This window comes from Microlunatus kandeliicorticis, from assembly GCF_014137855.1.
Taxonomy (GTDB): Bacteria; Actinomycetota; Actinomycetes; order Propionibacteriales; family Propionibacteriaceae; genus Microlunatus; species Microlunatus kandeliicorticis.
Window position 1 is genome coordinate 80,892 of sequence record NZ_JACGWT010000007.1, and the last position, 14,256, is coordinate 95,147.

The following is a 14,256-nucleotide window of genomic DNA, read 5'->3' on the forward strand; positions in this document are numbered from 1 at the left end:
CGGGCTCACTGCAAGACCTGGGAGTCACTACCGTTCGGGAGCCGTACCCTGAGCGTCATGGGGCTGCGCGAGCGCAAGGCGGCGAGGAACCGCCAGCGGATGACCGAGGTCGCGCTCGCGCTCTTCCTCGAGCACGGCTACGACGAGACCACGATGGAGCAGATCGCCGAGGCCGCCGAGGTGGGGACGTCCACCCTCTACCGGTACTTCCCGACTAAGGACCAGTTGCTGCTCGACCCGCTGGTCGAGGCGATGGACCCGACCCCGCGGCTCCGGGAGCGACCCGCCGACGAGCCACTCGGCGAGGCGCTGGGCGCCGCGCTGCTCGCCGCCGCCGAGGCGATGGCCGGCGATCCACGGATCGCCGACGTCCGCCGGCTCGTCGACGCAGCCCCGGTGCCGCGGGCGCGGCTGTGGGACCGGATGCGAACCCTCCGGGACGACTTCGAGCAGGCGGTCGGCGAGCGGGCCGGTCGGCCGGCGGACGACCTGACGGTCCGGATGACCGCCGGCGCCGCGCTGGACGTCTTTCATCTGCTGGACCGGGCCCGGCACGACGCCCGGGCCGACGCCCGGGACCCGGTGGCGGCCCTGACCGCGGTGCTCGAGGCGCTGCCCGGCACCCGGCTCGAGCTGCCGCGGCAGCCGCGCTGAGTCGCACCCGCAGTCGCCCAGGTCACGCCGGTCGCGCTAACTGCTGGCTTGAATCTGCTTGCAATTGCAAGCACCATGGATGCATGGCCCGGATCAAGACCCCGCTCCTCGGGGACCAGATCAACTCGCTGGGGGAGTTCATCGCCGCCCAGCGGCGTTCGGCCGAGCTGTCGCTGCGTCAGCTGGCCGAGCAGGCCGGGGTGTCCAACCCCTACCTGAGCCAGATCGAGCGCGGCCTGCGTCGGCCCTCGGCCGAGGTGCTGCAGCAGCTGTCCAAGGCGCTGCGGATCTCCGCCGAGACTCTGTACGTCCGCGCCGGCATCCTCGACCCGGAGGACCACCCGGCCACCAGCGTGGAGCTCGCGGTGCTCGCCGACCCGGCGATCACCGAGCGGCAGAAGCGGGTGCTGATCGACGTCTACGCGTCCTTCGTCCGCGAGAACGAGGCCGTGGCGCGCGACCAAGCCGACCCGAGCGAGCCGGCCACGCCTGAGAACGGACCGACCAGCACCGGACCGACCAGCACCGGACCGACCGGCACCGGCCGGTCCACCCGTCCGACGAGCACGACGACGCGCTCGCGCACCCGACCCTCGACCGTCCGGAAGCCGGCGGCCCGCCAGACCAAGGAGAAGTGAGCATGAGCACCACCACCAGCAAGGAGACCCCCCGGCAGGCCCGCAGCGCAGCCGTCGCCTCGTCGCTGACCCCGCTGTACGCGGTCGCCGGGCTGACCGACGTCCTCGCCGAGGAGGCGCGTCAGCGGCTGACCGAGGCACAGAAGCGCGCCCAGGAACGGCTGGCCGAGATCCGTCGCCGGCCGAGCGACCTGCAGCACCAGGTCAAGCACAACGCCGACGAGCTGGCCCGGTTCGTGGCCGACCTCCCGGTCCACCTGCGGGCTCTGCCCAGCACCACCCGGGAGCGCGCCCAGCAACTGTCCGAGCAGGCCACCGAGCGGCTCAGCGAGGCCGGCAGCGCCTACGAGGACCTCGCCGGGCGCGGCCGTCGCCGGGTCGACGAGGTGGTCACCACCGCGCAGACCTTTCGCGGTCGGGCCCGGCGTCGGGCCGAGGAGGGGCTGAAGCAGGCCGACCCGGTCTTCGAGACCGTCCAGGAGGCGGCCACCCAGCTGCGCAAGAGCGCCACCGGTCGGACCGCCACCGAGACGGTGACCCCGCGCCGGGGCCGGACGAGCACCGCGAAGACCGGCACCGCGAAGAAGTCGACCCCGGCCACGAAGGCGGCTCCGGCCAGGAGCAGCGCCGCGAAGAAGACCGGCGCCGCCACGAAGAGCAGCGCCGCCAGGAAGAGCACGACCCGCGCCTGACCCGCGCCGGCAGCCCGGCGACAGCACGGAGACGGCCGCCGTCCCACCTCGCGGTGGGGCGGCGGCCGTCGTCGTCTCTGTCGCTCGGGTCGCGCCCGTCGGGGCTGGTCAGCTGCGGTAGACGACCACCCGGTCGCCGACCTTGACCCGGTCGTAGATCCACTCGAGCTTGTTCCAGTCCCGGACGTTGACGCAGCCGTGGCTGCAGCCCAGGTAGCCGCGGGCGGCGAAGTCGGACGAGTAGTGCACGGCCTGCCCGCCGCTGAAGAACATCGAGAACGGCATCGGGGTGTGGTAGATCGTCGACACCCAGTGCCGGTTCTTCCGGTAGACCTTGAAGGTGCCCTCACGGGTGTGCCGCGCGCCCGAGCAGCCGAACCGCGCGTCGACCGTCTTGAGGATCTTGCCGCTCTTGACGTAGTAGAGCTTGCGCTTGGTCTTGTCGGCGCAGAGCACCCGGCCCTTGACCGTGCAGCGCTTGGGCAGCTTGACCTTGGCCGTGGCCCGGCTCGCGGTCCCGGTCGCCGTCACCACCGCCCGGCTCGACGCGACCGCCGGCGTGGTCACCGCCGCGCTCGCGGCCGGTGCCGTGGCCAGCGCCACGGTCTGCACCACCCCGGCTCCGGCGATCAGCCCGAGCCCCATCCCGACCGCGGTCCCCGTCCCGGCGATCCTGCGCAACCAACGACCGAACATCCTGCCTCCTCGTTCCGGTGGGTCGGAACGACCCGGCAGGTCTGATTGTCGTCTGCGCGCCGTCCACCGTCGGGTGGCTGGCGTCACAATCCGATAACGCGGGACCGCCGCGAGAACCCGGTCGCGGTGCCCTGAGCCCGTCGAGGAGCCGAGCGCTTCGACAGGCTCAGCGCGCGTGGGAGCGCGCCGGACTCGGGTCAGACCCGGGCGCGGGTGCGGGCGCGGGCCCGCTCGCCGGCGTTGAGCACGACCTTGCGGATCCGCACCGCGCCGGGGGTGACCTCGACGCACTCGTCCTCGCGGCAGAACTCGAGCGCCTGCTCCATCCCCATGGTCTTCGGCGGGATCAGCCGCTCGAGCTCGTCGCCGGTGGAGGAGCGCACGTTGGTGAGCTTCTTCTCCTTGGTGATGTTGACGTCCATGTCGTCGGCGCGGGCGTTCTCGCCGACGATCATGCCCTCGTAGACCTCGGTGGTCGGGCCGACGAACAGCGTCCCGCGCTCCTGCAGGTTGAACGAGGCGTACGACGTCACCACGCCCGCGCGGTCGGCGACCAGCGACCCGGTCGGCCGGGTCCGGAGCTCGCCGTGCCACGGCTCGTAGGACTCGAAGACGTGGTGCATCAGGCCGGTGCCGCGGGTCTCGGTGAGGAACTCGGTCCGGAAGCCGATCAAGCCGCGGGCCGGCACCAGGTACTCCAGCCGCACCCAGCCGGTGCCGTGGTTGACCATCTGCTCCATCCGGCCGCGCCGGAGGCCCATCAGTTGGGTGACCACCCCGACGAAGTCCTCGGGGATGTCGACGGTCAACCGCTCCATCGGCTCGTGCAGCTTGCCGTCGATCTCGCGGGTGACGACCTGCGGCTTGCCGACGGTGAGCTCGAAGCTCTCGCGCCGCATCATCTCCACCAGGATGGCCAGCTGGAGCTCGCCGCGGCCCTGCACCTCCCAGGTGTCGGGCCGCTCGGTCGGGAAGACCCGGATCGACACGTTGCCGACCAGCTCGGCGTCCAGCCGGTTCTTGACCAGCCGGGCGGTGAGGTTCTTGCCCGACTTGCCGGCCAGCGGCGAGGTGTTGATGCCGATGGTCATCGAGATGCTCGGCTCGTCCACGGTGATCAGCGGCAGCGGCTTCGGGTTCTCCGGGTCGCTCAGGGTCTCGCCGATGGTGATCTCCGGGATCCCCGCGATGGCGACGATGTCGCCGGGCCGGGCCAGCTCGGCCGGCACCCGGTCGAGGGCCTCGGTGATCAGCATCTCGGACAGCTTGACGTTGCTGACCGTGCCGTCCTGCTTGCACCAGGCGACCACCTGGTTGCGGCGCATCTCGCCTGCGACGATCCGGCACAGCGCCAGCCGGCCCAGGTAGGGCGAGGCGTCGAGGTTGGTGACGTGTGCCTGCAGCACCGCACCCTCCTCGTAGGTCGGGGCCGGCACGTCCTTGAGGATGGTGGCGAACAGCGGCGCGAGGTCCTTGCTGTCGGGCATCTGGCCGTTCTCCGGCGCGTTCAGCGAGGCGCGACCGGCCTTGGCCGAGGCGTAGACCACCGGGAAGTCGAGCACGTCGACGTCGCTGTCTTCCAGCAGGTCGAGGAAGAGCTCGTAGGTCTCCTCGACGACCTCCTTGATCCGCGCGTCGGGCCGGTCGACCTTGTTGACGACCACGACGATCGGCAGGTTCTTGGCCAGCGCCTTGCGCAGCACGAACCGGGTCTGGGGGAGCGGGCCCTCGGAGGCGTCGACCAGCAGCAGCACCCCGTCGACCATCTCCAGCCCGCGCTCGACCTCGCCGCCGAAGTCGGCGTGCCCGGGGGTGTCGATGATGTTGATGATCACGTCCGAGCCGTCCGGGGCGTGATGCAGCACCGCGGTGTTCTTGGCGAGGATGGTGATGCCCTTCTCGCGCTCGAGGTCCATCGAGTCCATCACCCGGTTGTTGACGTCCTGGTTGGCCCGGAAGGCGCCGGACTGCCAGAGCATCGCGTCGACCAGGGTGGTCTTGCCGTGGTCGACGTGCGCGACGATGGCGACGTTCCGGAGGTCGGAGCGGACGGGCATGGTGCAGGGTTTCCTTCGCGGTTCGGGAGCGGTCGCCGACAGTGGGCAACCCGGCCGAGTCTACCGGCGCGGGCGTGTCGGACCCGAATCCTCGCGACCCAGGTCCCTGTGGGGGACCGCGGGGCTCAGGGGGCGAGCAGCTTGCCGACCGCCCGTTCGGCCACCGCGTAGATCTTCGGGTCGGTGTAGTCGGCGTCCTCTCCGAGCTTCTTCAGCGCCTCGGTGATGGTCCGTCCGCCGTCGTAGAGGTCCAGCACCCGCGGGTCGACGTAGGAGGCGCGGGCTACCGCCGGGGTGTTGCCGAGGTACTCCGAGACCGCGCGGACGGCCGCCACCACCGCCCGCTTGCGGGCCGTCCGGGTGGTGGCCGGCGGCGCGACCAGGGCCAAGGCGATCGAGGCGTGCACGGTGGCGTGCCAGGTGCGGAAGTCCTTGGCGCTGACGTCGGCGCGGATCCGCTCCTTGACGTAGCCGTTGATGTCGGTGCTGGTCACGTCGACCCAGCGCGACCCCTTCCGGTAGGCCAGCAGCTCGTCGCCGCCGGAGCGCCGGTTCCGCAGCACCGTCACGGCCTCACGGAGCGCGGGGTCGGTGAGCACGATGTGCTGCTCCTTGCCCGACTTGGCCACGAACTCGAAGATCAGCTCCGAGCGGCGGGCCTTGACGTGGCTCTTGAGCAGGGTGGCCAGGCCGTAGCTGCCGTTGGCCTCGACGTAGGACTCGCCGCCGACCCGGAAGTAGCCGAGGTCGAGCATCCGGAAGGCCGCGGCCAGCGCCCGCTCGCGCGGCATCCCGTCCAGGGCCAGATCGGCCAGCACCCGCTTGCGGGCCGCGGGCAGCCGCTGGGCGACGGTCAGGATCCGGTCGAACTTGTCGGCGTCGCGCTTCTTCCGCCACTCCTCGTGGTAGAGGTACTGCCGCCGCCCGGCCGCGTCGGTGCCGACGGCCTGGATGTGGCCGTTGGGCGCCGGGCTGATCCAGACGTCCGACCAGGCCGGCGGGATCACCAGGGCCTTCACCCGGGCCAGATCCTCCCCGGTCAACCGGCGACCGTCCTGGTCGACGTAGCTGAAGCCCTGGCCGGCCCGCCGTCGGGTCCACCCGGTGTCCTCGTTCGGGGACATCCGTCGCAGTCGCATCTGTCGTCCGTTCCTTCGGTCCTGCTCTGCTCCTGCGGGCACGGGCTCGGCCCTGTCGGCATCGTCGCACCCGGACTCGCCGGTGTCGCGCACGTACTCTGGATTCCGGCCGACCCGGTGACAGAGAGGCAGCAACGTGCCCGATCCCGACGACTGGTTCCGTGAGTCGTTCCGCTCCGAGTACGAGCGGCAGTCGGCCGCCCTCGGCCGGTTCAACCTGGCGATCTTCGGCAAGACCGGGGTGGGCAAGTCGACCTTGATCAACGCCGTCTTCGGCGAGGAGGTCGCGGCCACCGGGATCGGCGAGCCGGTGACCAAGGACAGCCACCTCTACCTCGACAAGCGCGGTCACCTCGGCATCCTCGACACCCAGGGGCTCGAGGTCGGCGTCGACGACAAGGTGATCATCAACGACCTGCGCAAGGCGATGAAGCAGATGCGGCACGCCGAGCTGGCCGAGCAGCTGCACGTGGCCTGGTACTGCGTCCGCGGGATGGACCGGCGGTTCGAGCAGACCGAGGCCGACTTCGTCCGCCAGCTCGACGAGCTCGGGCTGCCGGTGATCGTCGTGCTCACCCAGGTGCCGATGCGCGACGGGCAGTACCACCCGGACGCGCTGGCGCTGTCGCAGATGATCACCGGGCAGCAGCTGCCGATCTTCGGGCGGCGCCCGTTCCTGACCTTCGCGAAGCCCGACCCCTTCACCGGCCAGCAGAGCCACGGCCTCCCGGAAGTCCTCGATGCCACCTTTCGCTGCGCGCCTGCAGGCGTCGAGGGCGCCCTCACGGCCGCCCAGCAGATCGATCAGGATCGGAAGGCCCGGACGGCGCAGGGGGTGATCGGCGCCGCGGCCGGCAGCGCCGCGGCCGCCGCGGCGGTGCCGATCCCGTTCTCCGACGCCGCGATGCTGGTGCCGATCCAGCTCGGCATGATGGCCAAGATCGCCCAGCTCTACTCGATCAAGGTCGAGCGCGCCGGGCTGATGGCCATCGCCGCGACGACCGCGGCCACCCAGGTCGGGCGCAGCACGTTCACCGGGCTGCTCAAGCTCGTCCCCGGGGCCGGGTCGGTGGTCGGGGGCGTGGTCGGCGCCGGGGTGGCCAGCGCCTACACCCTGGCGATGGGGCAGGCCTGGCTGGTGGTCTGCCAACGGATGTCCCGCGGCGGGCTCGGCGGGCCGGACGCCCCGCTCGACAACGCCGCGGTCCGCGAGCTGTTCCTGGCCGAGTTCCGCAAGCGGCTCGGCAGCATCCGGCGCCAGGAGGTCCGCTGACCGGCGCGGACGCCGGGGCCGCCCCGGCCGAGGTGGTGCGCGACGCGCTGGCCGAGCTCGGGCTGGACTGGTCGGAGAGCCGTCCCGGCGTGTTCTCGGTCAGCCTGCCCGGCACCCGCAAGCTGGTCACCGAGTGCGCGCTCGAGCTGGGCCGCCACGGTCTCGACCTGCGCGCGTTCGTGGCCCGGCGGCCGGACGAGAACCACGAGGCCGTCTACCGCTGGCTGCTCACCGCCAACCTCAAGCTCTACGCGATCCGCTTCTGCCTGGACGCGCTGGGCGACGTCTACCTGACCGCCCGGTTGTCCACCGCGCTGGTCAGTGCCGCCGAGATCGACCGGCTGCTCGGTGCGGTCGCCCGGACCGCCGACGACAGCTTCAACACGATCCTCGAGCTCGGCTTCGCCGGGAGCATCGCCCGCGAGTGGGTCTGGCGCCGCTCCCGCGGCGAGTCGACGGCCAACCTGGCCGCCTTCACCCACCTCGACCCGGACCGCCGCTGACGCGGCGCGGTCAGGACCCGTCGCGGGCGTCCAGCGCGGCGGCGACGTCGGCCGGGAAGCCGCCCGTGGCGATCGGGCCCCAGCGGGTCGGGGTGATCCGCAGCAGCGACTTGTTCTGCAGCCGCATCGCCGCGCGGTACTCGTCCCAGTCCGGGTGCTCACCCGAGATCGAGCGGTAGTAGTCGACCAGCCCCTCGACCGCCTCGGGCATGTGCAGCACCTCGGCGTCACCGTCGACCTGCACCCACGGGCCGCCGAAGTCGTCGCTGAGCACCAGCACCGAGACCTGCGGGCGGCGTTCGGCGTTGCGGGTCTTGGCCCGGTCCGGATAGGTCGAGACGACGATCCGGCCCTCCTGGTCGACCCCGCCGCTCACCGGGGAGATCTGCGGCCGCCCGTCGGCCCGCTCGGTGGCCACCAGCAGGTGGTGCCGGGGACGGACGAAGTCGAGCAGCTCGTCGCGGGAGACGGTGGTGTTGGTGGCGATCGATCGGGGCACGTCCCGCACCTTAGCGCCGGGCCGACCGGCTCCGGGGGCGCCGATAGGCTCGGGCTCATGACGGCTCAGTTGATCCTGCTCCGGCACGGCGAGAGCGCCTGGAACGCGAAGAACCTGTTCACCGGCTGGGTGGACGTCGACCTCAACGACAAGGGCGCGGCCGAGGCCGAGCGCGGCGGCGAGCTGCTGGTCGAGAACGGGCTGCTGCCCGACGTCGTCCACACCTCGCTGTTGCGCCGCGCGATCCGCACCTCGCAGATCGCGCTCGACCGGGCCGACCGGCACTGGATCCCGGTCAAGCGCTCCTGGCGGCTCAACGAGCGGCACTACGGCGCGCTGCAGGGCAAGGACAAGGCGGCCACGCTGGCCGAGTTCGGTGAGCAGCAGTTCATGATCTGGCGCCGGTCCTACGACGTCCCGCCGCCGCCCATCGCCGACGACGACGAGTTCGCCAACTTCGCCGACCCGCGCTATGCCGATCTGCCGCCCGAGGCGCGCCCCCGCACCGAGTGCCTCAAGGACGTGCTGGCCCGGGCCCTGCCCTACTGGTACGACCAGATCGTGCCCGACCTGCGGCTGGGCCGGACCGTGCTGGTCGCCGCGCACGGCAACTCGCTCCGCGCGATCGTCAAGCACCTCGACCGGATGAGCGACGAGGCGGTGGTCGGGCTCAACATCCCCACCGGGATCCCGCTGCTCTACGAGCTCGACGAGGACCTGGCGCCGGTCACCGCGGGTGGCCGCTACCTCGACCCGGAGGCGGCCGCCGCCTCGATCGAGGCGGTCAAGAACCAGGGCAAGAAGTAGCGCGAGCCGGCCGTCGCCGGATCGGGGCGGATCAGCTCGCCCGCACCGGTGCGCCAGCCGCACGGGCGTTGACCGCGCGGTGCACGAGCCCGGCCACCACGCCGGGCAGCCAGCCCCAGGAGAAGCCCCAGCCGCCGCCGCGGCCGGCGCTCGAGACCAGCTGGGTGAGGAACAGGTTCGGGCCGCCGTCGTAGCCGCGCAGCAGGTAGGGCAGCACGATCGGACCGGTCAGGTAGCCGGCGAGCACGGCGCCGAGCCAGACCGCGAAGAGCACCGCTCCGAAGCCGCGGCCCGGCGCCGTCCCGCGGGCGGCGAGCGTGGTGACCAGCGCGACCAGCATCCCGATCAGCACGAACTGGACGAGCGCGATCAGCACCGCGGTGCCCGAGGCCCGGCCGGTGAGGGGCCAGAGCACCGGCGATCCGAAGGCGAGGCTCACCGGCACCACGGAGACGCCGAGACGGATCAGGAACGCGTTGACCGCGCTGAGCAGCACGGCGAGGACGGCGGCGACCAGGGCCGCGGTCAGCGCGGCCGGACGGGTGCGGACCATGCGGGCGACGCTAACCCCGAGCGGGGCCAGCAGCGGGTCAGGGCTGCGGCCAGACCTCGTCGTCGGGGAACTCGCCGGTCACCACGTAGATGATCCGGCGGGCGACCGAGGCGGCGTGGTCGGCGATCCGCTCGTAGTAGCGGCCGAGCAGCGCGACGTCGACCGCGGCCTCGACGCCGTAGGTCCAGTCGTCGCTCAACAGCACCCGGAACTGGCTCTTGCGCAGCTCGTCCATCTCCTGGTCGCGGGCGTGCAGCTCCTCGGCGCCCTGGATGTTGCGGTCGCTCAGCGTCTGGCCGGCGGTGACCACCATCTTCTCGGCGACGTCCCCCATCTGGACGAAGGTCGGCTTCAGGTCGGCCGGGACGGCGGACTCCGGGTAGCGCAGCCGCGCGATCTTGGCGACGTGGGCGGCCAGGTCGCCCATCCGCTCGAGCTCGGTCACCATCCGCAGTGCGGCCACGACGGTGCGCAGCTCACCGGCCACCGGCGCCTGCCGGGCCAGCACCTGGAAGCAGCGGGCCTCGATGTCGGCCTGGTTGTGGTCGAGCTGCTCGTCGCTGCTGATGACCTGTTCGGCCAGCCGGATGTCGGCGTCGAGCAGCGCGGTCGTCGCGTTGCGGACGGCGTGGGAGACGGTCTGCGACATGCCGACGAGGTCGCTCATGATGTCGTCGAGCTGCTCGCGGTAGGTGGCGCGCATCAGGTGCCTTTCCGGTGCCCGGGCGGACCCCGTGACTGCCGATCGGCCCGACTCCTCTCGCGGACCTGACGAAAGCCTACGAGGGTCGCGGAAGGGCCGTTTTCGCGCGTCGGTGAACGCGCGGTGAACAGTGGCCGAACCCCTGGGCCGGGACGGGCGCGGGGGCCGCGCAGCGACCGGGTGACCGGCGTGCGTCCGCTTAGTATCGGCCTCGTGAACCCGGGAGTCGTCGCGGTGATCGGCGCGTCCGCCGGTCTCGTCGTCGGGATCCTGCTCACCCTGCTGGTGCTCCGGCTCCGGCGCGCCGCCGCCGAGCAGCCGGTCGACCCCACCCGGGTCCCGGTGCTCGAGCCACCGCGGCCGACCCCGCCCGCCGGCACCACCGAGGTGCTCGCGGTGCTCCGCTCGTGCGCGGTGATCATCGGCCCCGACGAGGAGGTCGTCGACGCCAACGGACCGGCGCGCCGCCACCGGCTGGTCCGGGGCACCCGGATGGTGAACGAGGAGCTGGCCCGCGAGGTCGGGGTGGTCCGGACCGACCGTCGTGCCCGCGAGCTCGACCTGGTGCTCGGCACCGGGCCCGGGGCGGTCCACCTGGCCACCCGGGTGCTGCCGCTCGGCGCCGACTTCGTGCTGGTGCTGGCCGAGGACCGCAGCGCCGAGTACCGGGTGGACGAGACCCGGCGCGATTTCGTGGCCAACGTCAGCCACGAGCTCAAGACGCCGATCGGCGCGGTCGCCCTGCTCGCCGAGGCGCTCGAGGGCGCGTCCGACGACCCCGACGCCGTGCGCCGGTTCGCCGGCCGGCTGACCGTCGAGTCGCGCCGGCTGACCACCCTGGTCGGCCAGATCATCGACCTGTCCCGGCTGCAGGCCGACGACCCGCTGCTCGAGCCCGAGGTGGTCCCGGTCGACCGGGTGCTGGCCTCGGCGGTCGACGCCTCCCGGGTCGAGGCCGACCGCCGCGGCGTGACGCTGACCGTCGCGGGAACGACCGGCCTGCAGCTGCTCGGCAGCGAGCGCCAGCTCACCACCGCCGTCGGCAACCTGGTGGAGAACGCCGTCGTCTACTCCGACAGCGGCGCCCGGGTGGTGGTGGCCGCCCGCGCGGTCCCCGGATCGAGCGGGCAGACCGACGCGGTCGAGCTCACCGTCTCCGACAACGGCATCGGCATCCCGGCGGCCGACCAGCAGCGGATCTTCGAGCGCTTCTACCGGGTCGACTACGCCCGCAGCCGCGACAACGGGGGCACCGGTCTGGGGCTGTCGATCGTCAAGCACGTCGTCGCCGCCCACCACGGCCGGCTCAGCCTGTGGAGCCAGCTCGGCCGGGGCTCGACCTTCACCCTCCGGCTGCCCGCCCACCACCCGGACCAGCCGCAGCCGGCACCCGAGGCCGCGGCCGACGTGACACCGGTCGGGACTCCGCCGGCCGCGCCGGCCGCGCCGGTCACCCCCACCCCGGCCGGTCCGGTCGGGGTCACCCGGGACCCGGTCCCGGACCGATCGACCGGAGCGCCGACGTCGTCGCGCCGCAGCCGAACCGCACGAGCCCAGGAGGCGACGAGATGACGCGGGTGCTGGTCGTGGAGGACGAGGAGTCCTACCGCGAGGCCGTCAGCTACATGCTGCGCAAGGAGGGTTTCGAGGTGGCCGAGGCCGCCGACGGGACCCAGGGCCTCGCCGAGTACGACCGCAGTGGCGCCGACCTGGTGCTGCTCGACCTGATGATGCCCGGGATGCCGGGGACCGAGGTGTGCCGGCAGCTGCGGGCCCGCGGGAACGTCCCGGTGATCATGCTGACCGCACGCGACTCCGAGGTCGACAAGGTGGTGGGCCTCGAGCTGGGCGCCGACGACTACGTCACCAAGCCGTTCAGCCACCGCGAGCTGGTGGCCCGGATCCGCGCCGTGCTGCGCCGGGGCCAGGACGCCGAGCTGCTGCCCGACGTGGTCGAGTCGGCCGGCGTCCGGATGGACGTCGAGCGGCACGAGGTGTCGGTCAACGGCGAGCCGATCCGGCTCGCGCTCAAGGAGTTCGAGCTGCTCGAGATGCTGCTCCGCAACGCCGGCCGGGTGATGACCCGCGGCCAGCTGATCGACCGGATCTGGGGTGCGGACTACGTCGGGGACACCAAGACCCTCGACGTCCACGTGAAGCGGCTCCGGACCAAGATCGAGCCGGACCCCGCCAACCCGAGGTTCCTGATCACCGTCCGCGGGCTCGGGTACAAGTTCGAGGGCTGACCCGGGCTCGGCGGTCGGTCGAGGAAGCGGTCAGTCGAGGAACTGGTCGGTCGAGGGAGTGGTCAGTCGAGGAACCTCTCGAGCAGCGGCACCAGCAGGTCGGTGCGGTGGGTGGCCTGCATGTGGGTGGTGCCGGGCAGCACGGCCAGCTGTGCACCGGGGATGAGCTGGGTCATCAGCTCGCCGTGCGCGACGGTGACGAAGTCGTGGTCGCCCTGGACGACCAGCACCGGCGCGCTGATCCCGGCCAGCTGCTCGTCGCTCCAGCCGACCAGGTCGGCGTTCGAGGCGGACAGGGTGGCGAGGAAGTCGTCGAAGTGGTCGGGGTGCGGCGACAGCCGCCGGTAGGTCTGCTGCATGCCGGCGAAGTCGTCGGCCGTCGGCATCCGGGTCGAGGTGGCGAAGGCGGCCGAGTCGCTGAGGTCGGCGTGCATCCCGTCCGGCCGGACCGACCCGGAGATCGGGACCACCGACAGCAGCCGATCGCCGTGGCTGACCGCGAGCTCGAGCGCGACCGCGGCCCCCATGCTGTGCCCGACGACGTGCGCGCGGTCGATGCCCAGGTGGTCGAGCAGGGCGACCACGTCGCCGGCCGAGGCGGCCGGGGTGACCGAACGTCCGGTGTCGTTGGTCCGGCCGTGCCCCTGCAGCTCGGGGGCGATCACCCGGTGCCGCCGCCGGAGCGCGGGGATCAGCTCGGCCCAGGCCAGGTCGATCGACAGCATCCCGCCGTGCAGCAGCACCACCGGTCCGCCGCTGGGGCGCTCGCCCGGCTCGCCCGTGGGTTCCCAGACGGCGTGGAACAGGTGCAGGTCGTCGAGGTCGAGGTAGCCGGTGCTGGTCGGCTCGGGCGTGGCGCTGGGCGTCGTGGTCATGTCGGGTGGGACCGCCGCCGGAGCAGGAAGTCATCGGGGTCCGGGGCGGCGTCGCGCGGCCGCTAGGGTGACCCGCGTGACCGGCGACATCACCGTGTTCTCGGGTTCGGCCCACCCTGCGTTCGCCGAGGAGATGTGCCAGATCCTCGGGGTCGAGCTCTCCCCGTCGCGGACCACCCGGTTCAGCAACGACTGTCTGCAGACCCAGCTGCGGGCCAACTGCCGCCAGCGCGACGTCTACATCGTCCAGCCGCTGGTGCAGCCGGTGCAGGAGAACCTGGTCGAGCTGTGCCTGATGCTCGACGCGGCCCGCGGCGCCTCGGCCGCGCACATCACCGCGGTCATCCCGCACTTCGCCTACGCGCGGTCGGACAAGAAGGACGCCCCCCGGATCTCGATCGGCGCCCGGCTGGTCGCCGACATGCTGGCCACCGCGGGTGCCAGCCGGGTCATCACCATGGCGATGCACTCCCCGCAGGTGCACGGCTTCTTCTCGGTCCCGGTCGACCACCTGAGCGCGGTCCGCGAACTGGCCGGGCACTTCGCCGGCCGCGACCTGTCCAACACCGTGGTGGTCTCGCCCGACCTCGGCAACGCCAAGGTCGCCTCGCAGCTGGCCCGGCTGCTCGGGACGCCGGTGGCGGCCGGGTCCAAGCGGCGGCTGGCCGACGACAAGGTGGTGATCGACAACATCGTCGGGGACGTGGCCGGCAAGGACGTCATCGTGCTCGACGACGAGATCGCCAACGCGGGCACGATCGTCGAGATCCTGGCCCGGTTGCGCGCGGTGGGGGTCGGCTCGATCGCCATCGCCTGCACCCACGGTCTGTTCACCGGGCCGGCCGTCGAGCGGCTCAAGCAGGAGCCGGGCGTGGACGAGATCGTCACCACCAACACCGTGCCGCTGCCGCCGGAGAGCAG

Annotated in this window: 16 protein-coding genes; 9 read left to right on the top strand and 7 right to left on the bottom strand. The window is 72.3% G+C overall.

The window, feature by feature from the left end; genetic code table 11:
- Nucleotides 1–57 precede the first annotated feature (57 nt).
- The 3 genes from FHX74_RS19350 to FHX74_RS19360 all read left to right on the top strand — a co-directional run bounded on the left by FHX74_RS19350 (nt 58) and on the right by FHX74_RS19360 (nt 1,984).
- The gene (locus tag FHX74_RS19350; protein WP_182561870.1) at nt 58–654 is read left to right on the top strand and encodes a TetR/AcrR family transcriptional regulator; all 597 of its coding nucleotides are present in this window, start codon (nt 58–60) and stop codon (nt 652–654) included.
- A gap of 83 nt (nt 655–737) precedes the next feature.
- Complete coding sequence (locus FHX74_RS19355) at nt 738–1,292, top strand: helix-turn-helix domain-containing protein (RefSeq protein WP_182561871.1); 555 nt, start codon at nt 738–740, stop codon at nt 1,290–1,292.
- Between the two features lie 2 nt (nt 1,293–1,294).
- A complete protein-coding gene (locus FHX74_RS19360) occupies nt 1,295–1,984 on the top strand; it encodes a hypothetical protein (RefSeq protein WP_182561872.1) in 690 nt (229 codons plus the stop codon).
- A gap of 108 nt (nt 1,985–2,092) precedes the next feature.
- Here FHX74_RS19360 and FHX74_RS19365 read toward each other — a convergent pair whose 3' ends face one another.
- The 3 genes from FHX74_RS19365 to FHX74_RS19375 all read right to left on the bottom strand — a co-directional run bounded on the left by FHX74_RS19365 (nt 2,093) and on the right by FHX74_RS19375 (nt 5,876).
- Nucleotides 2,093–2,680 (bottom strand): L,D-transpeptidase, encoded by a 588-nt coding sequence (locus FHX74_RS19365; RefSeq protein ID WP_182561873.1) that lies wholly within the window; start codon nt 2,678–2,680, stop codon nt 2,093–2,095.
- Nucleotides 2,681–2,877: 197 nt separating this feature from the next.
- Nucleotides 2,878–4,737, bottom strand: a complete 1,860-nt coding sequence (gene typA, locus FHX74_RS19370; protein ID WP_182561874.1) for a translational GTPase TypA — start codon at nt 4,735–4,737, stop codon at nt 2,878–2,880.
- A 125-nt stretch (nt 4,738–4,862) separates the two neighbouring features.
- The gene (locus FHX74_RS19375) at nt 4,863–5,876 is read right to left on the bottom strand and encodes a DNA topoisomerase IB (RefSeq protein WP_182561875.1); all 1,014 of its coding nucleotides are present in this window, start codon (nt 5,874–5,876) and stop codon (nt 4,863–4,865) included.
- A 136-nt stretch (nt 5,877–6,012) separates the two neighbouring features.
- Here FHX74_RS19375 and FHX74_RS19380 point away from each other — a divergent pair, with 136 nt between their 5' ends.
- Nucleotides 6,013–7,149: a GTPase family protein gene (locus FHX74_RS19380; RefSeq protein WP_182561876.1), complete on the top strand. Its 1,137-nt coding sequence runs from the start codon at nt 6,013–6,015 to the stop codon at nt 7,147–7,149.
- A gap of 32 nt (nt 7,150–7,181) precedes the next feature.
- Complete coding sequence (locus tag FHX74_RS19385) at nt 7,182–7,652, top strand: type III secretion system chaperone family protein (RefSeq protein WP_328823938.1); 471 nt, start codon at nt 7,182–7,184, stop codon at nt 7,650–7,652.
- Nucleotides 7,653–7,662: 10 nt separating this feature from the next.
- On the opposite strand, the gene FHX74_RS19390 is transcribed toward FHX74_RS19385, so the two are convergent.
- On the bottom strand, nt 7,663–8,151 hold the full coding sequence (locus tag FHX74_RS19390; protein ID WP_182561877.1) for a PPOX class F420-dependent oxidoreductase: 489 nt from the start codon (nt 8,149–8,151) through the stop codon (nt 7,663–7,665).
- 57 nt (nt 8,152–8,208) lie between these two features.
- On the opposite strand from FHX74_RS19390, the gene FHX74_RS19395 reads away from it, so the two are divergent.
- Complete coding sequence (locus FHX74_RS19395; RefSeq protein ID WP_182561878.1) at nt 8,209–8,958, top strand: phosphoglyceromutase; 750 nt, start codon at nt 8,209–8,211, stop codon at nt 8,956–8,958.
- Nucleotides 8,959–8,989: 31 nt separating this feature from the next.
- Here the strand turns inward: FHX74_RS19395 and FHX74_RS19400 are convergent, their stop codons facing one another.
- Entirely contained in the window at nt 8,990–9,511 is a 522-nt protein-coding gene (locus tag FHX74_RS19400) for a hypothetical protein (RefSeq protein ID WP_182561879.1), read from the bottom strand.
- A gap of 37 nt (nt 9,512–9,548) precedes the next feature.
- Nucleotides 9,549–10,214 (bottom strand): phosphate signaling complex protein PhoU, encoded by a 666-nt coding sequence (gene phoU / locus FHX74_RS19405; protein WP_182561880.1) that lies wholly within the window; start codon nt 10,212–10,214, stop codon nt 9,549–9,551.
- Between the two features lie 213 nt (nt 10,215–10,427).
- Between phoU and FHX74_RS19410 the strand changes: the two genes are divergently transcribed.
- Together FHX74_RS19410 and FHX74_RS19415 are read left to right on the top strand one after the other, a co-directional pair.
- A complete protein-coding gene (locus tag FHX74_RS19410; protein WP_182561881.1) occupies nt 10,428–11,786 on the top strand; it encodes a sensor histidine kinase in 1,359 nt (452 codons plus the stop codon).
- On the top strand, nt 11,783–12,460 hold the full coding sequence (locus FHX74_RS19415; protein WP_182561882.1) for a response regulator transcription factor: 678 nt from the start codon (nt 11,783–11,785) through the stop codon (nt 12,458–12,460). Before FHX74_RS19410 ends, FHX74_RS19415 begins: the two co-directional genes overlap by 4 nt.
- A 62-nt stretch (nt 12,461–12,522) precedes the next feature.
- Here the strand turns inward: FHX74_RS19415 and FHX74_RS19420 are convergent, their stop codons facing one another.
- Nucleotides 12,523–13,335 carry an alpha/beta fold hydrolase gene (locus FHX74_RS19420; protein WP_182560385.1) on the bottom strand — a complete coding sequence of 271 codons (813 nt, stop codon included), beginning with the start codon at nt 13,333–13,335 and terminating at the stop codon, nt 12,523–12,525.
- Between the two features lie 133 nt (nt 13,336–13,468).
- On the opposite strand from FHX74_RS19420, the gene FHX74_RS19425 reads away from it, so the two are divergent.
- Nucleotides 13,469–14,256 (top strand): ribose-phosphate diphosphokinase (locus FHX74_RS19425; RefSeq protein ID WP_235971625.1); only part of this gene is annotated, 788 nt, incomplete at its 3' end.